26 protein-coding genes are annotated in these 23632 nt (G+C 64.6%); 8 read left to right on the top strand and 18 right to left on the bottom strand.

The annotated features are described in order from the left end of the window. The first annotated feature begins 113 nt into the window (after nt 1–113). Entirely contained in the window at nt 114–1745 is a 1632-nt protein-coding gene (locus tag FHW83_RS28655) for an OFA family MFS transporter (RefSeq protein ID WP_176649768.1), read from the top strand. A gap of 128 nt (nt 1746–1873) precedes the next feature. Further along, nucleotides 1874–2515 carry a phasin family protein gene (phaP, locus tag FHW83_RS28650; protein ID WP_176649767.1) on the top strand — a complete coding sequence of 214 codons (642 nt, stop codon included), beginning with the start codon at nt 1874–1876 and terminating at the stop codon, nt 2513–2515. Nucleotides 2516–2575: 60 nt separating this feature from the next. Here phaP and FHW83_RS28645 read toward each other — a convergent pair whose 3' ends face one another. Further along, on the bottom strand, nt 2576–3541 hold the full coding sequence (locus tag FHW83_RS28645) for a DUF4351 domain-containing protein (RefSeq protein WP_176649766.1): 966 nt from the start codon (nt 3539–3541) through the stop codon (nt 2576–2578). Nucleotides 3542–3650: 109 nt separating this feature from the next. Here FHW83_RS28645 and trxC point away from each other — a divergent pair, with 109 nt between their 5' ends. After that, nucleotides 3651–4109 (top strand): thioredoxin TrxC, encoded by a 459-nt coding sequence (trxC, locus tag FHW83_RS28640; protein ID WP_176649765.1) that lies wholly within the window; start codon nt 3651–3653, stop codon nt 4107–4109. 2 nt (nt 4110–4111) lie between these two features. Here the strand turns inward: trxC and FHW83_RS28635 are convergent, their stop codons facing one another. From FHW83_RS28635 to dctP, 10 genes are read right to left on the bottom strand one after another with little or no spacing between them, the layout of a single operon-like run. After that, on the bottom strand, nt 4112–5020 hold the full coding sequence (locus tag FHW83_RS28635; RefSeq protein ID WP_176649764.1) for an ACP S-malonyltransferase: 909 nt from the start codon (nt 5018–5020) through the stop codon (nt 4112–4114). Beyond that, nucleotides 5017–5928, bottom strand: coding sequence for a triphosphoribosyl-dephospho-CoA synthase MdcB (gene mdcB / locus FHW83_RS28630; protein ID WP_176649763.1), 912 nt, complete (start codon nt 5926–5928; stop codon nt 5017–5019). The genes FHW83_RS28635 and mdcB overlap by 4 nt, the downstream gene beginning before the upstream one ends. Then, complete coding sequence (gene mdcG / locus FHW83_RS28625; protein ID WP_229224401.1) at nt 5928–6578, bottom strand: malonate decarboxylase holo-[acyl-carrier-protein] synthase; 651 nt, start codon at nt 6576–6578, stop codon at nt 5928–5930. The genes mdcB and mdcG overlap by 1 nt, the downstream gene beginning before the upstream one ends. After that, nucleotides 6565–7278 (bottom strand): biotin-independent malonate decarboxylase subunit gamma, encoded by a 714-nt coding sequence (mdcE, locus tag FHW83_RS28620; RefSeq protein ID WP_176649761.1) that lies wholly within the window; start codon nt 7276–7278, stop codon nt 6565–6567. Before mdcE ends, mdcG begins: the two co-directional genes overlap by 14 nt. Nucleotide 7279: 1 nt before the next feature. Next, on the bottom strand, nt 7280–8182 hold the full coding sequence (locus tag FHW83_RS28615; protein WP_176649760.1) for a biotin-independent malonate decarboxylase subunit beta: 903 nt from the start codon (nt 8180–8182) through the stop codon (nt 7280–7282). Beyond that, nucleotides 8179–8493 carry a malonate decarboxylase acyl carrier protein gene (gene mdcC / locus FHW83_RS28610; RefSeq protein WP_176649759.1) on the bottom strand — a complete coding sequence of 105 codons (315 nt, stop codon included), beginning with the start codon at nt 8491–8493 and terminating at the stop codon, nt 8179–8181. Before mdcC ends, FHW83_RS28615 begins: the two co-directional genes overlap by 4 nt. A 10-nt stretch (nt 8494–8503) precedes the next feature. After that, a complete protein-coding gene (gene mdcA / locus FHW83_RS28605) occupies nt 8504–10156 on the bottom strand; it encodes a malonate decarboxylase subunit alpha (protein ID WP_176649758.1) in 1653 nt (550 codons plus the stop codon). A 1-nt stretch (nt 10157) separates the two neighbouring features. Further along, a complete protein-coding gene (locus FHW83_RS28600; RefSeq protein WP_176649757.1) occupies nt 10158–11507 on the bottom strand; it encodes a TRAP transporter large permease in 1350 nt (449 codons plus the stop codon). Continuing rightward, on the bottom strand, nt 11504–12061 hold the full coding sequence (locus FHW83_RS28595; RefSeq protein ID WP_176649756.1) for a TRAP transporter small permease: 558 nt from the start codon (nt 12059–12061) through the stop codon (nt 11504–11506). Before FHW83_RS28595 ends, FHW83_RS28600 begins: the two co-directional genes overlap by 4 nt. Further along, entirely contained in the window at nt 12058–13080 is a 1023-nt protein-coding gene (dctP, locus tag FHW83_RS28590) for a TRAP transporter substrate-binding protein DctP (RefSeq protein WP_176649755.1), read from the bottom strand. Before dctP ends, FHW83_RS28595 begins: the two co-directional genes overlap by 4 nt. A gap of 113 nt (nt 13081–13193) precedes the next feature. Between dctP and FHW83_RS28585 the strand changes: the two genes are divergently transcribed. Further along, nucleotides 13194–13865 carry a GntR family transcriptional regulator gene (locus FHW83_RS28585; protein ID WP_176649754.1) on the top strand — a complete coding sequence of 224 codons (672 nt, stop codon included), beginning with the start codon at nt 13194–13196 and terminating at the stop codon, nt 13863–13865. Here the strand turns inward: FHW83_RS28585 and FHW83_RS28580 are convergent, their stop codons facing one another. After that, nucleotides 13866–14318 (bottom strand): Rrf2 family transcriptional regulator, encoded by a 453-nt coding sequence (locus tag FHW83_RS28580; protein ID WP_176649753.1) that lies wholly within the window; start codon nt 14316–14318, stop codon nt 13866–13868. Nucleotides 14319–14434: 116 nt separating this feature from the next. Between FHW83_RS28580 and FHW83_RS28575 the strand changes: the two genes are divergently transcribed. Continuing rightward, nucleotides 14435–14686, top strand: coding sequence for a hypothetical protein (locus FHW83_RS28575; RefSeq protein ID WP_176649752.1), 252 nt, complete (start codon nt 14435–14437; stop codon nt 14684–14686). Here FHW83_RS28575 and FHW83_RS28570 read toward each other — a convergent pair whose 3' ends face one another. Further along, on the bottom strand, nt 14687–15871 hold the full coding sequence (locus FHW83_RS28570; RefSeq protein ID WP_176649751.1) for a multidrug effflux MFS transporter: 1185 nt from the start codon (nt 15869–15871) through the stop codon (nt 14687–14689). Between the two features lie 160 nt (nt 15872–16031). On the opposite strand from FHW83_RS28570, the gene epsC reads away from it, so the two are divergent. Continuing rightward, entirely contained in the window at nt 16032–16955 is a 924-nt protein-coding gene (gene epsC / locus FHW83_RS28565; protein ID WP_176649750.1) for a serine O-acetyltransferase EpsC, read from the top strand. A 52-nt stretch (nt 16956–17007) separates the two neighbouring features. Here epsC and FHW83_RS28560 read toward each other — a convergent pair whose 3' ends face one another. Genes FHW83_RS28560 through FHW83_RS28540 form a run of 5 tightly spaced genes read right to left on the bottom strand, consistent with a single transcriptional unit; the run spans nt 17008 to nt 21845 of the window. Then, a complete protein-coding gene (locus tag FHW83_RS28560; RefSeq protein WP_176649749.1) occupies nt 17008–18345 on the bottom strand; it encodes an LLM class flavin-dependent oxidoreductase in 1338 nt (445 codons plus the stop codon). After that, nucleotides 18345–19157 carry a MetQ/NlpA family ABC transporter substrate-binding protein gene (locus tag FHW83_RS28555; protein ID WP_176649748.1) on the bottom strand — a complete coding sequence of 271 codons (813 nt, stop codon included), beginning with the start codon at nt 19155–19157 and terminating at the stop codon, nt 18345–18347. Before FHW83_RS28555 ends, FHW83_RS28560 begins: the two co-directional genes overlap by 1 nt. A 15-nt stretch (nt 19158–19172) precedes the next feature. Then, the gene (locus FHW83_RS28550) at nt 19173–19865 is read right to left on the bottom strand and encodes a methionine ABC transporter permease (protein ID WP_176649747.1); all 693 of its coding nucleotides are present in this window, start codon (nt 19863–19865) and stop codon (nt 19173–19175) included. Continuing rightward, entirely contained in the window at nt 19858–20649 is a 792-nt protein-coding gene (locus FHW83_RS28545; protein WP_176649746.1) for a methionine ABC transporter ATP-binding protein, read from the bottom strand. The genes FHW83_RS28550 and FHW83_RS28545 overlap by 8 nt, the downstream gene beginning before the upstream one ends. Then, nucleotides 20649–21845, bottom strand: a complete 1197-nt coding sequence (locus FHW83_RS28540) for an acyl-CoA dehydrogenase family protein (protein ID WP_176649745.1) — start codon at nt 21843–21845, stop codon at nt 20649–20651. The genes FHW83_RS28545 and FHW83_RS28540 overlap by 1 nt, the downstream gene beginning before the upstream one ends. A gap of 194 nt (nt 21846–22039) precedes the next feature. Here FHW83_RS28540 and ssuE point away from each other — a divergent pair, with 194 nt between their 5' ends. Both ssuE and FHW83_RS28530 read left to right on the top strand, forming a co-directional pair. Further along, nucleotides 22040–22627: an NADPH-dependent FMN reductase gene (ssuE, locus tag FHW83_RS28535; RefSeq protein WP_176649744.1), complete on the top strand. Its 588-nt coding sequence runs from the start codon at nt 22040–22042 to the stop codon at nt 22625–22627. Nucleotides 22628–22637: 10 nt separating this feature from the next. Next, a complete protein-coding gene (locus FHW83_RS28530) occupies nt 22638–23621 on the top strand; it encodes a sulfonate ABC transporter substrate-binding protein (protein WP_176649743.1) in 984 nt (327 codons plus the stop codon). Nucleotides 23622–23632: the final 11 nt, after the last annotated feature.

Here is a 23632-nt window from a genome sequence, read left to right as displayed (position 1 = left end):
GAACGCGTGTTGCAATTTCCCAGAGGATACCGTCACTTATCCCATAAGAATTACATTTGTGCTATTCTTGCGCCCGATATTGTTCATGAGAAACACTTTTTGGGGAAAACTGAATGGCTTTGTTTGACTTTCTGGAGAAGGAACGCACGGTAGCCGGTGCGGGCTTCAATCGTTGGCTGGTGCCGCCCGCGGCGCTGGCAATTCACCTGTGCATTGGCATGGCGTATGGTTTCTCGGTGTTCTGGTTGCCGCTGTCGAAGGCGCTGGGCATCAAGGAGTCGATCGCCTGCGCGGCCGACATCGGCCTGCTGGAGCGCATCCTGTCGACCAGCTGCGACTGGCAGATTTCCATGCTGGGCTGGATGTACACCATGTTCTTCGTGTTCCTCGGCCTGTCGGCCTGGCTGTTCGGCGGCTGGCTGGAACACGCCGGTCCGCGCAAGGCCGGCGTGGTATCGGCCGTGTGCTGGTGCGGCGGCCTGGTGATCTCGGCGCTGGGCGTGTACCAGCACCAGATCTGGCTGATGTGGCTGGGTTCCGGCGTGATCGGCGGTATCGGCCTGGGCCTGGGCTACATCTCGCCGGTGTCGACCCTGATCAAATGGTTCCCGGACCGCCGCGGCATGGCGACCGGCATGGCCATCATGGGCTTCGGTGGCGGCGCCATGATCGGCGCGCCGCTGGCCGACAAGCTGATGAAGTTCTTCGCGACTCCTGATTCGGTGGGCGTGTGGCAGACCTTCCTGGTGATGGCCGCGATCTACTTCGTGTTCATGATGGCGGGCGCGCTGTCGTACCGCGTGCCGCCGACCGGCTGGAAGCCGGCGGGCTGGACGCCGCCGGCCACCAACGGCAACGCCATGATCACCACCCGCCACGTGCACGCCAGCAAGGTGTGGGGCATTCCGCAGTTCTGGCTGGTGTGGTGGGTGCTGTGCCTGAACGTGACGGCCGGCATCGGCATCCTGGGCATGGCTTCGCCGCTGCTGCAGGAAATCTTCGGCGGCCAGCTGCTGGGCGTGGCCAAGACCTTCAATGAGCTGGACACCGCGCAGAAGGCGCAGATCGCCGCCATCGCGGCCGGCTTCACCGGCCTGCTGTCGCTGTTCAACATCGGCGGCCGTTTCGCCTGGGCCTCGTGCTCGGACTTCCTCGGCCGCAAGGTCACCTACGGCATCTTCTTCGTACTGGGCCTCGCGCTGTACGCGTCGATTCCATCGATGGCGCATGCCGGCAACAAGCCGTTATTCGTCGGCTTCTTCTGCATCATCCTGTCGATGTATGGCGGTGGCTTCGCCACCGTGCCGGCCTACCTGGCCGACCTGTTCGGCACGCAGATGGTGGGCGCGATCCACGGCCGCCTGCTGACCGCGTGGGCGGCGGCTGGTGTGTTCGGCCCCATCCTGGTCAACTACGTGCGCGAGTACCAGATCGCCAATGGCGTGCCGAAGGCGCAGGCTTACGACATCACCATGTATGTGCTGGCCGGCCTGCTGGTGATCGGCTTGATTTGCAACCTGCTGGTGCGTCCGGTGGCCGACAAGCACTTCATGACCGACGCCGAACTGGCGGCCGAGAAGAAGCTGGCGCACGAGCGCGACGCGGCGGCCGCGACCGGCACGGCGGTGGCCTCGAACGGCGTGACCAGTCCGCTGGCGGTGGCCTTCGGCTGGCTGGCGGTGGGTATTCCGCTGGCGATCGGCATCGCCATCACGGTGCAGAAAGCAGCGGTACTGTTTAAGTAGGAAAAGTCCGGGATGCCGGCACGTTTGATCCAGATCAAACGTGCCGGGTGGGGTTAACGTAGCCTTGACGTTCGCGCCGCACTCGCGACGACGACAATTCCCTGGCACTTAACTATCGAGGCAAATCTATGTACCCATTCTCCCAAACTGTCACCCCCGCAGCAAAAACGCACATGGAAGCGCAGCTGTCGTTCTTCAACGACATGTCCAAGTCTCTTTTCCGCACCGTCCAACAATACAGCGACCTGAACATCCAATTGGCGCAGACCTTGCTGGAAGAAACCACGCAGGCCAGCCAGCAGGTCATCACCGCCCACCGCCCGACCGAGGCGCTGGCGGCCGCCGCGGCCCATGCCCAGCCCACCGCTGAAAAGCTGCGCGCGTACCAGCAACACCTGTCGCGCATCGCGGCCGACACCCATGTCGACCTGTCCAAGGTGGCGGAAGAACACGTGCAGGAAACCAGCCGCACCGCCAAGGCGTTGGCCGACGAGGTGGCGCGCGTGACCTCCGAGGAAACGGAAAAAACCCTGCGCAACCACCAGGACGCGGTGGAGCGCTTTACCGATCCGTTCTCGTTCCACAGCGACGGGGCCCAGCGTTCGCGCGGCAATGAAAGCCGCGGCGGCCAGACGCTGCAAAGCGGCCAGAACGGCACCGAGGGCCGTGAAAGCGGCCATATGCAAGGCGGCCAGGCCACCCAGGCCCAGACCGCTGCCCAAGCCGCCAGTCAGAGCGGCAAGCAGACTGGCGCTCGTAAAGAGACCTGATTTTTTGTTTTAAGTCGTGATTTCCGCGCCACGCGAAGCCAATTCGCGTGGCGCGGTTTTTTATTGGAAGATTTGCTTGAGCGATTGCGCTTGCGGCAGCGCGTCGGCCCAGGCCGTCAGTTGCGCGACGCTGGCCTTGGCCAGCTTGCTGCGGACCGCTGACGGCAGCGGCCCGAAGCGCTGAGTAAGCAGCCGTTCCAGCAGCGCCAGCGCACCTTCCTTGCGACCTTGTTCCAAACCTCGCTCCAAGCCTTCTTCCATGCCGTTATTAAAAAACATCTGTTCCAATGGATTCATCAATTCCATTTTGTACTCCTTGTCCAATTGGCGCATGGCTTGCCAGTAAAGTTCTTGATAGCGATGCGGCAAGACCATCATCCAGTTGATCACTTTGAATAAGGTAAGTATGCGCCTTCTGCTCCAGCGATGCTGGAATAGTCGTCTGGATAACTGCAGCTTGGCGGCATATAGCTCATCGATATTGTTGCGTGCTTGTTGCGTGCGCAGGTGGGCGAGTGCGACCCAGGCAATGGGATTGTGTGAGGCCAGCAAAGCATCAGGGCTCATGGCGTAATCTAACAGCTTGGCTGTGCCGAAGGATAGATGTTGAACCGATCCCAGTTGCTCATGATGAAACGCTTGCGGGCGCCAGTTAGGATCGTCATCGGCAAGCAAAACCACACTGGTCACGGGGCGGCCGTATTCGTTGAAAATTCGATAGTTGTAGTCGAGTATGCGCCGCGAGAGCCTGGTGTCGCGCTGGGATTGTACTTCGATGTGAAGCAGAATCCATTCCGGGTTATCGTCGCGCAGGCTGACTTCGACCAGCTTGTCGGCAACCATGTTGTCCGGTGCATCCGTAAAGCCAATCTTTGCCAGCTCCTTGTCGCGAAAACGAGGACGCTTCGTCCAGTCGATCTTGGCGTGAAGATCCGCAAAAAAGAACGCCATGAAAGCGGGAAAAGCGTGTGCCATAGCGATTTTCCACGGCAGGTCGTAGCGGGCGGGCGGAGTGGGGGCTGGCATTGCCCTAGTCTACGGTCGGGTTTCCAGCGGACGCCTTGATGAAAAGCAAGGGCGGAGCGCGTTTCGCAGGCTTGGATTATCATGCTGGGCTTGATGTATGGAGGTCATGATGAGCAATTCCACGAGTGCGCAGCACGAGTCGCTGCATATTGTTTGTCCGCATTGCGACGCGGTGAATCGGGTGCCGGCGGCCAAGCTGGCGGCCGAGCCGGTGTGCGGCAAGTGCCAGAAGGCGCTGTTCACTGGCGCGCCGGTTGACCTGGGCAGCGCGCGCTTTCTGAAGCATATCGAACGTAGCGATATTCCGGTGCTGGTGGATTTCTGGGCGCCGTGGTGCGGTCCTTGCCGCACGATGGCGCCGTTTTACGCGCAGGCCGCGCAGCGGCTGGAGCCGCGGTTCCGCGTGGTGAAGGTCGATACCGAGCAGGCGCAGGATCTGGCGGCACGCTACGCCATCCGCAGCATCCCGACACTGGCGCTGTTCAGGGGCGGCCGCGAGGTGGCGCGTCAGCCGGGCGCCATGGATGCGCAAAACATCGTCGCGTGGGCGACGCGGAATAATGGCTGAAGCTAGCCTTCGCAGGCTCGGTCCAGCCATTTACGGATGCCGTCCAGGGTGCGGAAGTCGGCCACCGAGCGGGTGGCGATGTGAGGATGGCGGTTTTGCAGCATGCGCGATAGCGCGGCGCCCGGCCCCAGCTCCAGCGCGACGGTGATGCCTGCTTCGGCGGCGGCGTCCATGCAGGCGAGCCAGCGGATTTTTTCCGCCAGTTGGCGCGACAGCGTATCCACCGCGCGCGCCTTGTCGTTGACCGTGGCCGCGTCGATCCCGGCCAGCACCGGCGCCTGTGGCGCCTGGAATGCTGTGATGCGCAAGGCCGCCGCGAATGGCTCGACCGCGCTTTGCATGTACGGCGTATGCGACGCCACTTCCACCGGCAGCCGCTTGCTGCGGGCGCCTTTTGCCTCGATGGTCTGGTGTAGCTGGTCCGCCTGCGCGGCGGGTCCTCCGGCGATGCAGGCATCCTCTCCGGTTTCGATGCTGACACGGTAGCCGTATGCGGCCGCCAAGGTGCTGGCGCTGGAGAGCGGCAGGCCGGTGATGGTCAGCAGCGCCTGGCCAGGCGAGGCGCGCTGGCATTCGTCCATCAGATACGCGCGCTGGCCCGCCAGCTTGATCGCTTGCTCGGGCGTGATGGCGCCGGCGACGCCGTGGGCCGACAGTTCACCGATGCTGTAGCCGGCCACCAGCGCCGGCGGCGGGACGGCATCGCGGAGGGCTTCCCACATGCTGAGTGTCGCGGCCACGATCAGCGGCTGCGCGACGCGGTTGGCGTAGATGTCGCCGTCGAGGCTCGCGCCGTTGAGCAGGCGCGCGGCCAGCGCGTCAGCGTCAGGGCTGGTGCGCGCCAGCGTGAACATGTCCGGGTGCTGGTCTCCTTGGCCGGGGCACAGCAGTAGCAGGCGCGCGTGGCTCATTTGTCTTCCAGCGCGGCCAGGGATTGCACGAGGCAGCAGGCGGCCAGCAAGTCCGCCGCGCCGCCGGGCGAGAGGCGGTGCTGCACGAAGATTTGATGGCTGCGCAGCGCGTCGGCATGCCAGTTGACGTTGGCGGTGCCGCCTTGACGGAGGAAGCGTTCGGCGTGCTCGCGCACCATCCGCGCTCCGCGTGGGCCGGCGCGGTGATAGACGTTGCTGTCGCTGATGTGCGCCATCAGGGTGTAGAGCGTGTCGACCCGCTCCTCCGTGACGGTGGCGCCGCGCGCGCGGGAGGCCAGCAAGGCCGGGATGCCGACCTCGAACACCGACGGCAGGCCAAGCGCACCTTCCTCGCGCGCGCCGCTCACCGCGTACCGCGCGGCGACACGCAAACCGTTGCTGGTGGCCGCCGCGGAGGCGCTGGCGTGGACGGCGAGTTCCTCACCCCAGCGTATCAACAGGGCGGCGCGCAGGCCGGCTGGCGTCATGGGCGTGGCTTGCGCGCGGGCGCGGCCGGCGGTGGCGCACAGCATGCCGAGGCTGAAGATGGCGCCGCGATGGGTGTTGATGCCGCGCGTCGCCTTCAGCATCGCCTTTTCCGCCGCGATGCCAAGCTGCTTGAGTTGCGCGAACGGCGCATCGTCCCAACCCGCGAGGCAGATTTTCCTGAAGTAGTGACGCAGCGAGAACATGCTGCGCATGAAGGTGCCGGCGTCCATGTCGTCATGGCTGCCGCTGTCCACCGGCGACACCAGTCCCGGCTTGGGGTACAGGCAGAGTTCCGCATGCAGGCTGCGCACCGCCAGCCGCGCGACCTCGCGCGCGAAAGCTTGCCGGTCCGTGCGGCCGAGGCGCGAAGCCACGGCGGCCATGGCGGCGGGCGGGGCCTGGTAGATAGCGGCACGCATTATTGCTCCTCCAGTGTGGCGAGCAGCGACGCGGCATCGGCCAGCCGCACGGTGCGCAGTTCCTTGACCATAACCTTGGCCGGATGCGTCGTCGCTATCCGCCACTCCTTCCACGATACCGCCGCGCCGCCGGGGAAGACAATTTCTCCATCCAGCGGCAGATGTTCGACATTCCGCACGAGCCGCGTAACGACTTCCGATAATTGCTGGCTGCTGGCTGGACGAAACAGCACATCGATGTCCGAGGCCGGCGAGACGTAGCGCAAGCCAGTCAGCGCCTGCATGGCCAGCGACCCAAACACGCGCAGGCCCGGGGCCTCATCGCAAAGCGTGGCCAGATGCTCACGCCAGGCGCCGGCGGCGGGCAGGGCGGACTTTAATTCAATCGCATCGCTTGTGCGGGCGATGTGCGTCGCGCACGCGCGCAACGCGATGCGCACCTTGGTGCCATGCGCGTCCGGCGGCAGCGGCAGGCCGAGGCAAACCTCGTCCGGAGCCGCGTCGGCATCGAGCCGGCGCGCGACAGCGGGCCAATCCTCGCGTTGCCACTGCCCCAGCGCGGCCTGATGCTCCGGTCGCGCGGCGGCGATCGCCGCCGACCAGCCGGCATCATTCAGCCACACCAGCGCATGACGTTCAACGCTGGACATGGCCGCCCGAGACCACGGCATCGATCACCGGCTGTGCCAGACGGCGCCCGCCGCGCTGCAAGCCCAGCGCGCTGCGTCGGTCGCCATCGCTCTGTTGCGCCAGCGCCGCGCGCAGATGTGCCGCCAGATCGCCGTGCCAGATCGACTCCAGGCCGCCCATGCGCAGATAATTTTCCGGCCCCGGCGCGAACACCGGATTACTCTGCGCCAGCTCGGTCAGCAGCTCTTCCGGTACCTTGGTGATGCGCGCCATCGCCGGCAGGCCCATGACGCGGATGGCCGCATCGGGCAGTGCATAGCAGGCATCCGCCATCAAACCACTGGTGATGAAGCCGCCCGATAAAGCCTGGTCGTACACCACGCCGATAATCTTGTGCCCCTTGCGCCGCGCAAGATCCACGCATTTGCCCAGGTGCGCCATGTAGCTGTTAATCCCCAACATCTCATCCCGATGCCGCAGGCGCTGGCCCTGGGTATCGATCACCATCAGGATCGGCATGCCGGGATAATCGCGCACCGTGCGCAGAATGGCTTGCGCCTGCGCCAGCGCGATCTCCACGCCGATCGGCGTGTGATTGGTGGTGCCGATCACCGCCACAGGCTGTCCATCCACCTGCGCGCTGCCGCACAAGAATTCATTCTGCTCGATGATCGCATGGCCTTCGGGGAACAGCGTATCCGCCAGTTTTTTCCAGTCCATTTCACACTCCCTGACGGCGCGTTGCCGACGCCGCGATAAAGCTGTCCACATCCAGCATGGGGATGTTGGCCGCATCCGGCATTTGCATGGCGTTCCAGATATCGACCGGGTCGGGCAGGGCGCCGTAGTTGTTCAGACGCGCTTCCAGCATGCGCTGCTCGGCATCCAGTGCTTCCAGCGTCAGGCCGGTGGCGCCGCCAGCCAGCGCCGCCACCGCTTCCTGCGCCGCCGCGCGGAAGGCGGCAATATCGTCCGCCACAATGCGCTGGCAATCGCCCAGCAGGTAGCGGTGCTTGCCGCCCGAGGTGCGCCACACCAGCGCGCGGTCGCGGGAATCGAATTCCTCCACGCCGTTGGCGGTCTCGATCACTTCAGGACCGGACATGGCCAAGCGGCCTTCTTCCGACATGACGACCACATTGGCGCAGCGCGTCACGATGCCCATGCCGCCAAAGGCGCCATTGGCACCGCCCACCAGTGCGATCACGGCCACGCCGGCGTCGCGCGCGTCGAGCAGGGCGCGCATCACTTCGGACACGGCGATCAGGCCGGCGTTGGCTTCGTGCAGGCGCACGCCGCCGGATTCCACCAGCAGCACCACCGCCGCCACCTTGTCCGCGATCGCCTTGCGCAGCAGGCCGACCAGCTTGGCGCCGTGCACCTCGCCGACCGCGCCGCCCATGAAAGCGCCTTCCTGCGCCGCCACGTACACCGGCACGCCGCCCAGCAAGGCGCTGCCGATAGCCACGCCATCGTCAAATGCCACCGGCGCGTTCAGTTGCGCGAGGTGAGGGCTGGTGACGCGCGCCGAGGGCGGAATGAACTCCTGGAAGCTGCCGGCGTCGAACAGATGCTGCAGGCGTTCGCGGGCCGTCGCTTCCTGATAGCTGACCGCGCGGCTCATGCTGCGTCTCCCAGCATGGTTTGCACGGCCTGGTCGAGCCGCAGGCTGACCACGGCCGGCGTGGCGCCCATGTCGTTGATCGAGATGCGCGTATCGGCCAGCGCCCAGCGCGCGTGGAAGTCGCGGATCACCGCCTCCCAGATCGGGCCGAAGCCGACGGCGGCGGTGTTGATTTCGACGGTGCAGGCGCCATCCAGCGCGGCCGGTTCGATCAGCACCTCCAGGTTGCCCGAGCCGACCACGCCCACCACTTCCGGCGCGGCGGTCAGGCGGCGCGTGCCTTGTTCAAATCGATAATTCAGTGTTTCCATCGTTTGCTCCTTACCAGTTGCGGAAACGCTTGGGCGGGTTGTACAAACCGCCCGATGCGCGCACCAGGTCTTTCATGTTGCGGGCCGCCAGCAGGTCGCGTGTGGCGAGGCGCTTGTCGATGCCGAGGTCCTCGGCACGGGTGATGATGCCGCGGTCGCGCAGGTTCTCCACCATGCGCTTGTCGCGCCCCAGCCCAACCGGCGTGTAGCCGGCCACGCCGCGTATCGCCTGTTCGCGTTCCTCGTCGGTGCGGCACAGCAGCAGGTTGGCGATGCCTTCCTCGGTCAGTATGTGGGTGACGTCGTCACCGTAGATCATCACCGGCGGGATCGCCATCTTCGCTTGCTCCATCAGCACCCAGGCGTCCAGCTTCTCGACGAAGGCGGGCTGCATATGCTCGCGGAAGGTTTCCACCATCTGCACCACCAGCTTCTGGCCGCGCGGGATGGTGTTGCGGCCGGCGCGCGCCTGCTCACCGGCCTTGAGCCACGCCGGGCTGGCGTGACGCCGCCCGCGCGCGTCCGCGCCCATGTTGGAGGCGCCGCCGAAGCCCGAGATGCGGCCGGCCGTGGCGGTGGACGAGTTACCCTGCAAGTCGATCTGCAGGGTCGAGCCGATGAACATGTCGCAGGCGTAGTGGCCGGCGGCCTGGCACATGGCGCGGTTGCTGCGCATGCTGCCGTCCGGGCCGATCGCGAAGACGTCCGGCCGCGCGTGGATATAGTCCTCCATGCCCAGCTCCGAACCAAACGAATGCACCGAGCTGACGAAGCCCGCCTCGATCGCCGGAATCAGCGCCGGGTGCGGATTCAAGGCCCAGTGCTTGCCGATCTTTCCGCGCAGGCCCAGCGACTCGGCGTAGGTCGGCAGCAGCAGCTCGATGGCCGCCGTGTCGAAGCCAATGCCATGGTTCAGGCGCTGCACCTCGTACTCGGCGTAGATGCCCTTGATGGCCATCATCGCCATCAGCACCTGGATCTCCGAAATCTGCGCCGGGTCGCGCGTGAACAGCGGTTCGATATAGTAGGGGCGCGGCGACTGCACCACGAAGTCCACCCAGTCGCCCGGCACGTCCACGCGCGGCACGTTGTCCACCACCTTGTTCACCTGGACGATGACGATGCCCTGCTTGAACGCCGTGGCCTCGACGATGGCGGGGGTGTCCTCGGTGTTCGGGCCGGTGTACAGGTTGCCGTGGCGGTCGGCCGCCTCCGCCGCGATCAGGCAGACGCGCGGCGGCAGATCGATGAAGTAGCGGCTGAACAGCTCAAGGTAGGTGTGGATGGCGCCGATATTCAGCTTGCCGGCGGAGGCCAGCCGCGCCACCCGCGCCGCCTGCGGACCGGAGAACGAGAAGTCCAGCCGCGAGGCGACGCCGCGCTCGAACACGTCCAGATGCTCCGGCAACGCCAGCACCGACTGCAGCATGTGCAGGTTGTTGACGCGTTCCGGATTCAGGTTGGCCAGCGCATGGCCGAGGAAGTCGGCCTGCTTCTGGTTGTTCCCCTCGAGGCAGACGCGGTCGCCGCATTCGATGACCGCATGCAGCAGATCGGCGATGCGCGCGGCCGGCAGGCTTTTGCCATCCAACTCAGTGCCCAGCGCCGCGCTGGCGCGCTGCAATCGCGCCGCGCGATTTTGCTGCAAGGTGTTCCAGGACATTTTATTTTGCTCCCATAATCATGTCAGGCAGACCGGTCGCGATCGATGGGAAGACGCACAGCAGCAGCACGGCCACCACCATCAGCAACAGGAAGGGGAACACGCCCCAGACCACATCCTTGAGCGGAATGTCCGGCGCGATGTTCTTGATGACGAAAATATTCAGCCCCACCGGCGGATGGATCAGGCCCATTTCCATCACCACCGTCATGACGATGCCGAACCAGATCAGGTCAAAACCGGCTTCGCGCAGCGGCGGCAGGATGATCGGCGCCGTCATCAGGATGATGGACACTGGCGGCAGGAAGAAGCCGAACACGATCACCATCAATAGTATCACCGCCAGCAGCACCCATTTGGACAGGTGCAGGCTGACCACCCACGCGGCGGCCGACTGGCTGATGTGCAGGTAGCTCATCACGTAGGAATACAGCAGCGACATGCCGATGATCAGCAGCAGCATGGTGGATTCCTTGATCGACGAACCGAGGATGGGCGACAGGTCTTTCGGCTTCCACACGCCGTAGATCACGGCCAGCAGGGCCAGCGCCAGCAGCGCGCCCAGGCCGGCGGTTTCGGACGGCGTGGCGAAGCCGCCATACAACGCCACCATCACGCCGATCAGCAGCACGATGAAGGGCAGCACGCGCGGCAGCATCTCGACTTTTTCACGCAGGGTGAAATGCTCGTCCTCCAGATAGGCCGACTTCTCGCCGCCTTTCTGGTAGATCTCCAGCGCCATGCTGTATTCCTTGCGGGCGCGGTAGACGGCGTAGCCGGCGAACAGCACCACCAGCAGGATGCCGGGGCCTATCCCCGCCAGGAACAGGCGGCCCAGCGACTGCTCGGCCGCCACCGCGTACAGGATCATGGTGATCGACGGCGGCAGCAGAATGCCCAGCGTGCCGCCGGCCGCGATGATGCCGGCCGCGAAACCCGGCGAGTAGCCGCGCTTGCGCATTTCCGGAATGCCCGCCGAGCCAATCGCCGAGCAGGTGGCGGGCGAGGAGCCGGCCATGGCCGCGAACAGCGCGCAGGCGAACACGTTGGCGATACCGAGGCCGCCGGGAATCTTGTGCATCCAGGTGTGGATAGCGGAGTACAAGTCCTTGCCCGCCGGCGATTTGCCGATGGCCGCGCCCTTCAGGATGAACAACGGAATCGACAGCAGCGTGATCGACGCCATCTCTTCGTAGACGTTCTGCGTGATGGTATCCAGCGACGATGCCGGCATGAAGAAGTACATGAAGGCGGTCGCCACCACGCCGAGCGCGAACGCGATCGGCATCCCGGAGAACATCACCACCAGCGTTACGGCGCCGTACAGCGCGCCCAGGGTCAATTCACTCATGCTGCTTGCTCCGGTTTGTTGGTCAGGCGGGCCAGCGTCTGCAACAGCAGTTGCAGCGACAGCAGCGTCATGCCGGCGGCCATCATGGAGTAGGGGATCCACAGCGGCGGCGCGAAGGTGGAGGAGGTGGTCTGGCCATCGACCCACGCCTCGTGGAACAGCAGCCACGATTTCCAGGTGAAGAAGGCGCAGAACAAGGTCGACGCCAGGTCCACGAATAGCAGGCGGGCGGCGTTCACGCGGCGCGGCAGCAGGCCGGCGATGGCCTCGATGCCGATGTGGCCGCGGTGGTACTGCACGTAGGCGGTGCAGAAGAAGGTCACCCCGACCAGCATGAACACCGAGGCCTCATCCTGCCAGTCGGTGGGCGCGTGGAAGAAATAGCGCGACACCACCGAGTAAGTCAGCACGACCGCCGTCAGCACGACGGCGATCATGGACAGCACCATCAGCCCGCGATTGAGCTTGTCCAGCGCGGCCGTCAGCGCCGCGATGACGGCGTTGTCCGGCGGTGCGGGCCCGCGCGATGGCGTCAATTCCACGCCGTGGCTCACAGCGTTTTCTCCGCGAGTTTGAGCAGGTTGGCGCAGCTGGGGTTCTTCTCGCCATAGTCCTTCCACGCGGTGGCCTTGGCGATGTCCTGCCATTTTTTCAGCGCGGCCGGATTCATGTCGACCACCTTGGCGTTGGCTTTCTGGTAGACGTTCGCCACTTGCACGTCGTCTTCCTTGGCCGATTTGAGCGCGAAGGCTTCCAGCTCGGCGCCCACGGTCAGCAGGATCTGCTGCTGGTCCTTCGGCAGGCGGTCGAAGATCGCGCGCGACATCATCAGCGGCTCCAGCATGAACCAGTAGGAGCCGGCGCGCGCGGTGGTCAGCGCCTTCGACACTTCTTCGAGACGGAACGAGATCAGCGAGGTGGAGGAGGTCAGCGCCGCTTCCATGGCGCCGGTCTGCATGGCGGCGTAGATTTCATTTGATGGCAGCGTGACCACGGCGGCGCCGGCGGCCTTCAGCATCAGGTCCATTTCGCGCGAGCCGCCGCGTATCTTCATGCCCTTGGCGTCGTCCGGATCGACCACCGGCTTGCCGCGCGAGGCCATGCCGCCGCCCTGCCAGATCCAGCTGAGCATCACGATGCCCTTGTCGTACAGGATGCGCGCCAGTTCCTTGCCCACTTCCGCGTTCTTCCAGCCGTAGGCCTGGTCGTAGGAGGTGACCAGGCCGGGCATCAGGCCGATGTTCACTTCCGGGACTTCGCCGCCGGCGTATGACAGCGGCACCAGCGACAGGTCCAGCGCGCCCTTGCGCATGGCCGAGAACTGGGCGTTGGTCTTCATCAGCGAGGAACCGGGATAGATCGCGAACTTGAGCGCGCCCTTGGAACGCTTCTCGACTTCGGCCGCGAACATGCGGGTCAGGCGGTCGCGGAAATCACCTTCCGTGATGGTGCCGCCGGGGAACTGGTGGGAAATCTTGAGCGAGCTCTGCGCCCAAGCGGGTTGCAACAACAACGGACTGGCGGCCAAAGCGCCGATGGCTGCCAATGCGGACCTGCGGGTGATTGCGGTCATACGTCCTCCAAGGGATTGATGTCAGGAAATATTATCTAGTTTGCATTCGATATGCAATAACTTCTTTTGTGTATACAAGAATAGCGGTTGCGAATACATTGTCAAGCGATATAATGCAAACCATGACGACACATTCCGCCACCCTCCGCGAGCAAATCGAAGAAATGATTGCTGTCGGCGAGCTCAAGCCCGGCCAGCATCTGGACGAGACCGAACTGGCCACGCGCTTTGGCGTCTCGCGCACGCCGATTCGGGAAACCCTGATCCAGTTGTCGTCGATGGGGCTGGTGGTGATCCGGCCGCGGCGCGGCGCCATCGTGGCCGAGCTGGGGCCGCAGCAGCTGGTGGAAATGTTCGAGGTGATGTCGGAACTGGAGTCGACCTGTGGCCGGCTGGCGGCGCGCCGCATGACGCCGGAGGAACAGCAAGCATTGTTGGCGGCGCACCAGGCCTGCCAGGAGGCGTTGGAGGCGCAGGAACCGGACGTTTATTACTATCGCAACGAGGTCTTCCACGAAGCGATATACGCCGGCAGCCACAATCAGTTTCTGATCGAGCAGACGCGCGCGCTGTATCGTCGCCTGCGTCCTTATCGCCGTCTGCAACTGCGGGTGCGCAACCGCCTGGCCACTTCCTACAACGAACATGACGGCGTGGTGAAAGCGATTCTTGACGGCGATGGCGAGCGCGCCGCGCAACTGTTGCGCGAGCACGTCATGATCCAGGGGCAGCGTTTCTCCGACCTGATGGCTTCCCTGCCGCAGTTGCGGCAGGACGCGGCGTAGTTACCGCTTGGCCGCGTTACGCATGATGCGTACCGGTTTGCTTTCCGGACCGGTGGCGGGCAGCATGTCTTCCAGCGTTTGCTGATCCAGCACGGCGAGGAAGGCGCGGGTGGCGTCGTTCAGCGTGTGTTTGAGTTTGCAGTTGGGCGTCAGCGGACAGGTGTCGCTGTCGCGGTCAAAGCATTCGGCCATGAAGAAATCGGTCTCGGTGGCGCGCACCAGGGCGCCGATGTTGATGTCCTTTGGCTCCTTGCCCAGCCGCAGGCCGCCGTTGCGGCCGCGCACCGTCTCCACCAGGCCGGACAGGCCGAGTTGATACACCACCTTCATCAGATGATTTTTTGATATCACGTGCAAATCGGCGATGTCCTGGATGGTGACCAGGCGATCCCGATTGGCCGCCAGGTAGAGCAGCGTGCGCAGCGTGTAATCGGTAAATGAGGTGAGACGCATTCGGTGGATGAGACTTAAAGCAGATTAATGCGCCATTCTACATGCTCGGGCGTTATCTTGCGTACCGACGGCGTGGCGTACGCGGCGCACACTGCGGGTAGACCGAAGGAGGCATTATGGACAACGAAGATGAGCGCCGCCGCTTCATCAGCGAATTGTGGCAGCGTTTCGAGCAGTTGCAGGCGTGGGCGGTGGAGAACTGGCCGGACAAGGAGCATCCGCTATCGAGCGCGGATTTCGTCGAATCGCGCAAGGAGATACTGGGCTTGCGCAACCCGGCCCAGGCACCCGGCGGGCCGCCGGCGGACCGTGAGCCGGAGCAGGGCGGGGCGCAGTATATCGACCTGAATCCCGCGCCGTGGCCGTGATCAGCCGTGGACGACCGGCTTGCCCGTTTGCGCCAGCAGCCAGGCGATCACACTGAGAACGAGGCTGGCCAGCACGCCCCACGCCAGTTTCAGGGCGCTGTCGAACAGCAGCGGCGCCACCAGGCCGGAGACCAGAGCGAACAGCAGCATCTGGATGAAGGACTGCATCGAGGCGGCCAGGCCGCTGTTGTTCGGAAAGTACTCCAGCGCGATCAGCGACAGCGGCGTCATGGCCAGCGCCAGGCCGAAGGAATAGATAAACAGCGGCATCACCGCCCAAGGCACGGCCGCCACGAAGGCGGCGTTGTAGGCGACGTTGATCACGCCGGCGCTGATCATCACCGCGAAGCCGAGCCATACCTGCGCCTTGCGCGAGAACTTGTGGGCGAACTTGCCCGACAGCGCGGAGCCGATCACCATGCCGCTAATCAGCGGCACGAACATCCACGCGAAGGCGGTTTCCGGCAGGTGCAGGATATTCATCACGAAATAAGCGGCGGAGCCGATGTACAGCGCCACGCCCGCGAAGCACATGCCCACCGCCACCGACAGCAGCAGGAAATGGTGATGGCACAGCACCATCCAGTAGTTTTTGGCGATCACGCCCAGGTGGAAGGGATGACGGTCCTTGACCGGCAGGCTTTCCGGCAGCGCGCGCTGCACCGCCACCAGCATCAGGAGGCCGAAGGCGCTGAGGAACCAGAAGATCGAGCGCCAGCCGAAACTCACCTGCAGCCAGCCGCCCAGCACCGGCGCGATCGCCGGCGCGAGGCCGAACACCATCATGATATTGGCGAGGATCTTCTGCGCCTGGGCGCCGGTGAAGCGGTCCTGCACGATGGCGCGGCCCACCACCGAGCCGGCGCCGGCGGCCAGACCCTGCACGATGCGGCAGGCCAGCAGCACGCCGATCGACGGCGCCAGCGCCGCCACCACCGACGCCGCGATGTACAGCACCAGCGAGACGATAATCACCGGGCGGCGGCCGAAGGAATCGGACAGCGTGCCATAGAACAGCATCATGAACGCGAAGCAGAACAGGAACATCGACAGCGTCTGCTGCACCAGCATCGGGCTGGCGTCGAACGCCTGCGTGATGGCGGGGAAGGACGGCAGATAGGTATCGATGGCCAGCGGGCCGACCATGGAAAGGCCGGCCAGCAGCAGCGTCAGCAAAATGTTCATGAATAGCGTATTGTTCGTTGGACCCGGCATTTTACGCGATCCGCGCGGCATATGCGCCGGGCGCATAAGAACGGGCGAAATCATTCGTTTGCCCGGGCGCGTTGACTGATTATGCTGCGTGATGGGCGGCTACGCCCGCATTATTCGAATTCGAGACATTATGACAATTGACACCTTTGACGGCACCTCCGTCAAGCCCGCGCACTGGAACCTTGGCAGCGTGATCGAGCAGCTGCGCGTGTCGCGCGAGGCCACCCACAACATCCGCCATCATGGCCGCGTGCGCGAGCTGCCGTCGCGCGACGCGTTGACGACCATCGTCAACGGCCTGCAGGCGGTGCTGTTCCCGACGCACTACGGGCGTCCCAACCTGACCGACGAAAGCATCGACTTCTTCGTCGGCGACACCCTGAACACCACCCTGAACCGGCTGGCCGAGCAGGTGCGGCGCGGGCTGCAGTTTTCCGCGCTGGAGGCGGCGCCCGATGAGGCGGCGCTGACCCTGCAGGCGCACGACATCACGCGGCGGTTCGCGGCCAGCCTGCCGGAAGTGCGGGCCTTGCTGGTGTCCGACGTGCAGGCGGCGTTCTCGGGCGACCCGGCGGCGACCTCGGTGGCCGAGATCATGCTGTGCTATCCGGGCACCATCGCGATCCTGTACTACCGGCTGGCGCACAGCCTGCACCGCCTTGGCTCGCCGTTCTTGGCGCGGCTGATATCGGACATCGCCCATTCGCTGACCGGGATCGACATCCACCCGGCGGCGCGGATCGGCGGCAGCTTCTTCATCGACCATGGCACCGGCGTGGTGATCGGCGAGACCGCCATCATCGGCCAGCGCGTGCGGCTGTACCAGCATGTCACGCTGGGCGCCAAGCGCTTCCCATCGGACGAGCAGGGAGCGTTGATCAAAGGCGTGCCGCGCCACCCTATCGTGGAAGACGACGTGGTGATCTACGCGGGCGCGACGGTGTTGGGCCGCATCACCATCGGCGCCGGCTCCACCATCGGCGGCAACGTGTGGCTGACCCAAAGCGTACCGCCCGGCAGCAACGTCTCCCAAGCCCAAATGCGCAACGACTGAAAACTCTGGGGTCAGGTCCTCCATTTCTACACGGCCTCAGCCGCTCTGCCGCTCAGCTCGTGTAGAAATGGCGGACCTGACCCCGGATTTTTTCACGCAGGGTGCCGGCGGTGTAGTCGGTGCGGTAGCGGCCGCGCCGCTGGAGTTCGGGAACGATCAGGTCGACCACGTCGCGCATGCTTTCGTGGGCGACCGCGTAGGCGAGGTTGAAGCCGTCGATGCCGGTTTCGTCCTGCCACATTTCAAGTTGGTCGGCCACCTGACGCGGATCGCCCACCAGCACCGGCCCGCGCCCGCCCAGGCCGATGAATTCCGCCGCTTCGCGCACGGTCCATTTGCGGTCGGGGTCCGCGGCGCTGAACGACGCTAGCGCCGAGCGGCCGGCGTCGGAGTCGATGTAGTCGATGGTGGCGTCCAGCGCAAATTCGCTGAAGTCGACCCCGGTCCAGCCGGACAGCAAGGCCAGCGCCGCCTCGATGTCGATGTGGCGTTTGTATTCTTCGTGTTTGGCGCGCGCTTCGGCTTCGGTCGGTGCGGTGATGATCAGTGCCTGCGCGTAGATTTTCAGTTCGTCGCCATCACGGCCGGTCGCACGCACGGCGGCGCGCAGGTCGTCTGCGTATTTTTTCACCACGCGGATACTCGGGCCGCTGACGAAGGTGCACTCGGCATGTTTGGCCGCGAACGCGGTGCCGCGCGGCGAGGTTCCTGCCTGATACAACAAGGGTGTGCGTTGCGGCGACGGTTCGCACAGGTGGAAGCCCGGCACTTTGAAGTATTTGCCTTCGTGCGCGATTGGATGGATGCGCGATGGCTCGGCGTACACGCCGCGCTCCTTGTCGTTCACCACGGCGTCGTCATCCCAACTGCGTTCCCACAGTTTTTGGACCACTTCCATGTATTCGTCGGCCAGGTCGTAGCGTTCGTCGTGGCTCAGTTGCTGATCCAGGCCGAGGTTGCGGGCGGCACTGTCCAGGTAACCGGTGACGATGTTCCAGCCGATCCGTCCGCGCGTCAGGTGGTCCAGCGTGGACATGCGCCGCGCGAAGGTGTAGGGATGCTCATACGTCAGCGCGCAGGTGACGCCGAAGCCGAGGTGCTCGGTCACTTGCGACATCAACGGCACCAGCGCCAGCGGGTCGTTCAGCGGCGCTTGCACGGCGTGGCGCAAGGCCGCGTCGGCGCTGCCCTGGTAGACGTCGTAGGCGCCCAGCACGTCGGCCAGGAAGATGGCGTCGAAGCGGCCGCGCTCCAGCAGCCGCGCCAGTTCGGTCCAGTAGTCCGGGTCGGTGTAGCGGTGGCTGTCGTTGCGCGGGTGTGTCCATAGCCCGGGCGACTGGTGGCTCACGGTGTTCATCTGGAAGGCGTTGAAGCGTATGAGTTTCGGCATTACTTTTCCAGCGCGAGCTGATAGTCGGTCTTGGCGTAGTCGGCGAAGTGCTTGTTGGTGATCGCCAGGAATTCCCGCGAGCGGTAGGCGGCGGCGATGTCCTTGGCGAATTGCTTGTCCTTGTCGGCGGTGCGCACGGCCACCAGGTTGGCGTAGGCCGGCGAGATTTTTTCGGTGATCAGCGCATCTTTCAGCTTCAGGCCCGATGCCAGCGCGTAGTTGCCGTTGACGAAGGAGTAGTCGGTGTCCTGCAGGGAGCGCGGCAGCTGCGCGGCTTCCAGCGGCACCAGTTTGATTTTCTTGACGTTGGCGGCGACGTCCTTTTCCGAGGCCTTGATCGGGTCCGTGTTCGGTTTTAGTTTGATCCAGCCCAGTTGGTCCAGCAGCACCAGCGCGCGCGCCTGGTTGGTCGGGTCGTTCGGCAGGGCGACGGTGGTGCCTTCCTTCACGTCGTTCAGCGTCTTGTGCTTTTTGCTGTAGATGGCGATCGGCGCGGTCGGGATCTTGATCAGCTCCGACAATGCCAGCTTGTGATCGGCCGAGAATTTGTTCAGGTAGATGATGTGCTGGAAGATGTTGGCGTCCAGCGAGCCTTCGGCCAGCGCGAAGTTGGGTTGGATGTAGTCGTTGAATTCCACCAGCTTGACTTTGTAGCCCTGCTTTTCGAGGATAGGCTTGATGCCCAGCTTGACCTGGTCGGCGTAAGGACCGGAACTGGTGCCGATCACGAGTTCCTTCGGATCCTTGGCGTGGGCGGAGAGGCCGATTGCGGCGGCGACGGCGGCCAGCAGCAGGTTGCGGCGGGTGTTCATGTAGTGTTCCTTTTATTAGCGTTTGTCGATGCGTTTGGCGATGCGGTTGCCGGTGAACTGGATCACCTGCACCATCAGGATCAGGATGGCCACGGTGGCGACCATGATGTCGGTTTCGAAGCGGTAGTAGCCGTAACGGATGGCGAGGTCGCCGATGCCGCCGCCACCCACCACGCCCGCCACGGCGGAATAGGACAGGAAGCTGATCGACAGCACGGTCAGCGCCAGCACCAGGCCGGAGCGGGCTTCGACCAGCAGCACGCGCAGGATGATCTGGAATTCCGAAGCGCCCATCGCGTGCGCCGCCTCGATCACGCCGCGCGGCACTTCGCGCAGGTTCTGTTCAACCAGCCTGGCGAAGTAAGGGATGGCGGCGAAGGACAAGGGCACGGCGGCGGCCAGCGGACCGATGGAGGTGCCGGCGATGATGCGCGTGAACGGCACCAGCGCCACCAGCAGGATGATGAAGGGGAACGAGCGCACGGTGTTCACCAGCCAGCCCAGCACCAGCGCGGCGGGGCGGTTTTGCAGCGATTGGCCGTCCGCGACCAGGAACAGCAGGACGCCGAGCGGGCCGCCGATCAGCACCGCCGCCGACAGGCCGATGCCCAGCATGAGCAAGGTCTGGCCGAGCGCGTCCCACATCTCGGGCAGCATGGCGATGATGGCGTTGGCCGATGCGGCCAGCGAAGAGATGAGTTCAGACATTGGCGGTCTCCGGGAGTGGGGCGAGAGCGGCGCTGGTGGCGACGGAGGCGGCCAGTTCGCGGCCCAGGGCGGTGAGGCGCGGGGCGGCCAGGCTGGCGCTGTCGTCTAGCGCGAATTGTTCGGCGATGGCGCCGTTTTCGATCACGGCCACGCGGTTGCAGATTTCTCCGATCACGTCCAGTTCGTGGCTGACGATCACGATGGTCACGTTCAGCCGATGGTTGATGTCCTTCAGCGTCGCCAGCAGCGCGCGCGTGGTTTCGGCGTCGAGCGCGGACGTGGGTTCGTCGCACAGCAGCACGGCCGGTTTGCTGGCCAGCGCGCGGGCGATCGCTACGCGCTGTTTCTGCCCGCCCGACAGTTGCGCCGGATAGCTGGCGCTCTTGTCGCTCAAGCCGACCAACTGCAGACAGTCCGCCACGCACGCGGCGATCTGCTGCTTGCTTTGCCCGCCGTGGATGCGCAAGGGGAAGGCCACGTTCTCGAACACGCTGGCGTTCTGCAGCAGGTTAAACTGCTGGAAGATCATGCCGATATTGGCGCGCGCGTCGCGCAGGCCGCGCTTGGACAGCGAGGTCAGTTCACGGCCGTCGACCGTAATCGCGCCTTGATCCGGGCGCTCCAGCAGATTAATTAACCGCAGCAGCGTCGATTTGCCGGCGCCGCTCTTGCCGATCAGCCCAAAGATGTCGCCTTGGCCGACGTCCAGCGACACGTCGCGCACCGCGTGGAAGTCGCCAAACGATTTGCTCGCATGCTCGATGCGGATCAGGGGAGTAGTCATCAGGAATATGCGGTAGGTTCAGGCAGCGTACCGTCGAGCGCATAGCGTCCGAGGTCGCGGATTTTGTAGTCGACCGGATCGTGCAAGGTATGCACGCGCACGTTGCGCCAGAACCGGTCGTAACCAAACTTGGCGGAGGTGGAGCGTGCGCCGGTCAGCTCGAAGATCTCGCTGCTGACGTCCACGCCCGCGCGGTGGGCCAGCACCTTGGCCTCGGCCACCGACACGGCCAGCTCGCCGCGCTGCTGCGCGGTCACCGCCGCGCCGAGGCGGAACAGGCGATCCAGCTCCTGCGCCGCATGATCGGCCAGCACGGAGGCTGGCCGCAGCTTGAGCCACAACTGGCCGAAGCGGTGCTGCACCAGCGGGTCGGCTCCGGCCGACGCCGCGCCGGATGCGAACCATGGCCGCGCCTCCTGCGCGATATAGCCGCGCGCCGCCTCGAACGCGCCTTCGCCGATGCCGAGGTAGAGATTCGCCATGATCAGCTGCGCCACCTGCGAGCGCAGCGTGGCCTGCGCGGTCGGCTTCACGCCCGGTGCTTGCAGCACCTGCGTCGACGGCAACGACATCTGATTGAAATGCACATTGCCGCTGTCGGTCTGCTTCTGGCCGAAGGCGTCCCAATCGGCTTGTACGGCCACGCCGTGCTGGCGCGTCGGCACCACGCCGATCAGTGCCGATTGCGTCTCTTCGTGCCAGGCCGAGATGGTGAGCCAGTCCGAACCCACCGAGCCGGAGGAAAAACTCTTCACGCCATCCAGCTGGAAGCCATAGTCGGCATCGGTGGCGATGGTGCGCTTGTCGAGCGGATTGAGGGCGTTGCCCCAGAAAAGATCCTGCTCCACCGTCTGCGTCAGGAAGCGGCGCTGCTGCTGGGCCGTGCCATACAGCTGTATGCCGGCCAGTTGCAGGTGATGGAAGCCGAAGATGTGGGCCAGCGCGCTGTCGGCGCGGGCCAGGATGCGTATCACCTGGTAGACCGTCGGCCAATCCGCGCCCTGGCCGCCGTACGCGGCGGGGATGGACAGGGTAAGCAGGCCGGATTCGCGTATCCATTCGCGTTCCTGCGCCGCGTGGCCGCCGGCCTGGTCGCGCGCATTGGCGCTGGCGGCAAGCCGCTGCGCCAGTTCGGCCGCGACTTGAAGCGGATCGTGCGCACGGTTGTGCGACGTTTTTAGTAGTGCTTGAGACATGGTATGTCCGTCGTCTTGGTATCGGTGTTTTTAGTATTGCATCCGCCCCTAAACGCAGTACACGAAGAATTCCGGCTTTTGATATGCGTAAAAATCATGCTTAGGTTTTTGCATATCAAAACGTAAAACTATTCGTTTTGATTTCAATCGCGCGGACTTATGCTGACTGCCACCATCAAGACAGGGGACAGACCATGAGCATTCTTCTATTGAGCGGCAGTCCGGCCGCCCCATCCAGCACCGGCCGTTTGCTGGATCACGTCGGCGACAAACTGGCCGCCCTTGGCCATCGCAGCACCAGGCTGAATGTGCGCGACCTGCCGGCCAAGGCGCTGCTGCACGCGGACTTCGCCGACCTGGCGCTCAAGCGCGCGGTCGATGCCGTAGCCGAGGTGGATGCCATCGTGATCGCCACCCCTATCTATAAAGCGTCCTACACCGGCGTGCTGAAAGCCTTCCTCGACCTGCTGCCGCAGGACGGCTTGAAGGACAAGCTGGTGCTGCCGCTGGCCACCGGCGGCAGCCAGTCGCACATGCTGGCGCTGGATTATGCGCTGCGCCCCGTGCTGCACGCGCTGGACGCGCGCCAGGTGTTCACCAGCATCTACGCCACCTCGCAGCAGCTGACCTGGAATGACGTCAGCGGCCTGACGGTGGACCCGGCCATCGCCTGGCGCGTGCAGGCCGGCGTGGACGCGCTGTCGGCCGCGCTGCAAGCGCAGCGCCAGCAGCCGGATGAAGTATTTGTCGCCAGCGCGCAGCCAGTGCGCTTGGCTCGTTAAAGGAGTCGGGATGGGAATCGATCAGAAACGCGCGGCGCGCCGCCACACTCTGGGCCTGCTGTTCGCGGCGGGCGTGATGGCCGCCACCAGTTCGGGCCAGGCGCAAGCCCAGGCGCGGCAGGAAGTGCGTATCGGCTATCAGAAGTACGGCACGCTGACGCTGCTGAAAGGCCGCGGCACGCTGGAGCAGCGCCTCGCCACCCGCAATATCACCGTCAAGTGGACCGAGTTCCCGGCCGGGCCGCAACTGCTGGAAGGCCTGAACGTGGGCAGCGTGGATTTCGGCACGGTGGGCGAGGCGCCGCCGATCTTCGCCCAGGCGGCCGGCGCCAATCTGGTCTACGTTGGCAACGAGCCGCCATCGCCGGGCAGCGAGGCGATAGTCGTGCCCAAGGACTCGAAGCTGCGCGGCGTGGCGGACCTGAAGGGCAAGAAGGTCGCGCTGAACAAGGGCTCGAACGTGCATTACCTGCTGGTCAAGGCGCTGGAAAAAGCCGGCGTGGGCTACAAGGATATCGAGGTGCTGCACCTGACGCCAGCCGACGCGCGCGCCGCGTTTGAACGCGGGAGCGTCGATGCGTGGGTGATCTGGGATCCGTTCCTGGCCGCCGCCGAGAAGCAGCTGGGCGCGCGCGTGCTGGCCGACGGCAAGGGACTGGTGGCCAACCATCAGTTCTACCTGGCTTCGCGCCCCTACGCGGAAAAGAACAGCGACATCGTGCGCATCCTGCTGGAGGAAATCGTCAAGGTGGACGAATGGGGCGCGAAGAATCCGAAGGACGTGGCCCAGATCCTGTCGGCGCAGACCGGTCTTGATGTGGACGTGGTGGCGCTGGCCGCCTCGCGCTATTCCTACGGCGTCAAGCCGATCACCAATGAAGTGCTGGAGCAGCAGCAGAAGCTGGCCGATACCTTCACCAACCTGAAACTGATCCCGAAACAAATCGTCGTCAAGGACGCACAACTGCCGGCTAAACAGCTGGCGGCGCAATAAGGAAGCATAAA

The organism is Duganella sp. SG902 (assembly GCF_013376005.1).
Classification (GTDB): Bacteria; Pseudomonadota; Gammaproteobacteria; order Burkholderiales; family Burkholderiaceae_D; genus Rugamonas.
The sequence above is the reverse complement of the archived record's forward strand: the minus strand, read 5'-3'. Positions and strand labels throughout refer to the sequence as shown.

Excerpts from the sequence above, each read along its gene's own strand:
- phaP (WP_176649767.1), top strand. The coding sequence starts at position 1,874 with ATGTACCCATTCTCCCAAACTGTCACCCCCGCAGCAAAAACGCACATG.
- ssuE (WP_176649744.1), top strand. The coding sequence starts at position 22,040 with ATGAGCATTCTTCTATTGAGCGGCAGTCCGGCCGCCCCATCCAGCACC.
- FHW83_RS28585 (WP_176649754.1), top strand. The coding sequence starts at position 13,194 with ATGCAAACCATGACGACACATTCCGCCACCCTCCGCGAGCAAATCGAA.
- FHW83_RS28570 (WP_176649751.1), bottom strand. The coding sequence starts at position 15,871 with ATGAACATTTTGCTGACGCTGCTGCTGGCCGGCCTTTCCATGGTCGGC.
- trxC (WP_176649765.1), top strand. The coding sequence starts at position 3,651 with ATGAGCAATTCCACGAGTGCGCAGCACGAGTCGCTGCATATTGTTTGT.
- dctP (WP_176649755.1), bottom strand. The coding sequence starts at position 13,080 with ATGACCGCAATCACCCGCAGGTCCGCATTGGCAGCCATCGGCGCTTTG.
- FHW83_RS28530 (WP_176649743.1), top strand. The coding sequence starts at position 22,638 with ATGGGAATCGATCAGAAACGCGCGGCGCGCCGCCACACTCTGGGCCTG.
- FHW83_RS28560 (WP_176649749.1), bottom strand. The coding sequence starts at position 18,345 with ATGCCGAAACTCATACGCTTCAACGCCTTCCAGATGAACACCGTGAGC.
- mdcB (WP_176649763.1), bottom strand. The coding sequence starts at position 5,928 with ATGCGTGCCGCTATCTACCAGGCCCCGCCCGCCGCCATGGCCGCCGTG.
- FHW83_RS28575 (WP_176649752.1), top strand. The coding sequence starts at position 14,435 with ATGGACAACGAAGATGAGCGCCGCCGCTTCATCAGCGAATTGTGGCAG.
- mdcE (WP_176649761.1), bottom strand. The coding sequence starts at position 7,278 with ATGGACTGGAAAAAACTGGCGGATACGCTGTTCCCCGAAGGCCATGCG.
- FHW83_RS28550 (WP_176649747.1), bottom strand. The coding sequence starts at position 19,865 with ATGTCTGAACTCATCTCTTCGCTGGCCGCATCGGCCAACGCCATCATC.
- FHW83_RS28635 (WP_176649764.1), bottom strand. The coding sequence starts at position 5,020 with ATGAGCCACGCGCGCCTGCTACTGCTGTGCCCCGGCCAAGGAGACCAG.
- FHW83_RS28545 (WP_176649746.1), bottom strand. The coding sequence starts at position 20,649 with ATGACTACTCCCCTGATCCGCATCGAGCATGCGAGCAAATCGTTTGGC.
- mdcC (WP_176649759.1), bottom strand. The coding sequence starts at position 8,493 with ATGGAAACACTGAATTATCGATTTGAACAAGGCACGCGCCGCCTGACC.
- FHW83_RS28600 (WP_176649757.1), bottom strand. The coding sequence starts at position 11,507 with ATGAGTGAATTGACCCTGGGCGCGCTGTACGGCGCCGTAACGCTGGTG.
- FHW83_RS28580 (WP_176649753.1), bottom strand. The coding sequence starts at position 14,318 with ATGCGTCTCACCTCATTTACCGATTACACGCTGCGCACGCTGCTCTAC.
- mdcA (WP_176649758.1), bottom strand. The coding sequence starts at position 10,156 with ATGTCCTGGAACACCTTGCAGCAAAATCGCGCGGCGCGATTGCAGCGC.
- FHW83_RS28615 (WP_176649760.1), bottom strand. The coding sequence starts at position 8,182 with ATGAGCCGCGCGGTCAGCTATCAGGAAGCGACGGCCCGCGAACGCCTG.
- FHW83_RS28555 (WP_176649748.1), bottom strand. The coding sequence starts at position 19,157 with ATGAACACCCGCCGCAACCTGCTGCTGGCCGCCGTCGCCGCCGCAATC.
- mdcG (WP_229224401.1), bottom strand. The coding sequence starts at position 6,578 with ATGTCCAGCGTTGAACGTCATGCGCTGGTGTGGCTGAATGATGCCGGC.
- FHW83_RS28540 (WP_176649745.1), bottom strand. The coding sequence starts at position 21,845 with ATGTCTCAAGCACTACTAAAAACGTCGCACAACCGTGCGCACGATCCG.
- FHW83_RS28655 (WP_176649768.1), top strand. The coding sequence starts at position 114 with ATGGCTTTGTTTGACTTTCTGGAGAAGGAACGCACGGTAGCCGGTGCG.
- FHW83_RS28645 (WP_176649766.1), bottom strand. The coding sequence starts at position 3,541 with ATGCCAGCCCCCACTCCGCCCGCCCGCTACGACCTGCCGTGGAAAATC.
- epsC (WP_176649750.1), top strand. The coding sequence starts at position 16,032 with ATGACAATTGACACCTTTGACGGCACCTCCGTCAAGCCCGCGCACTGG.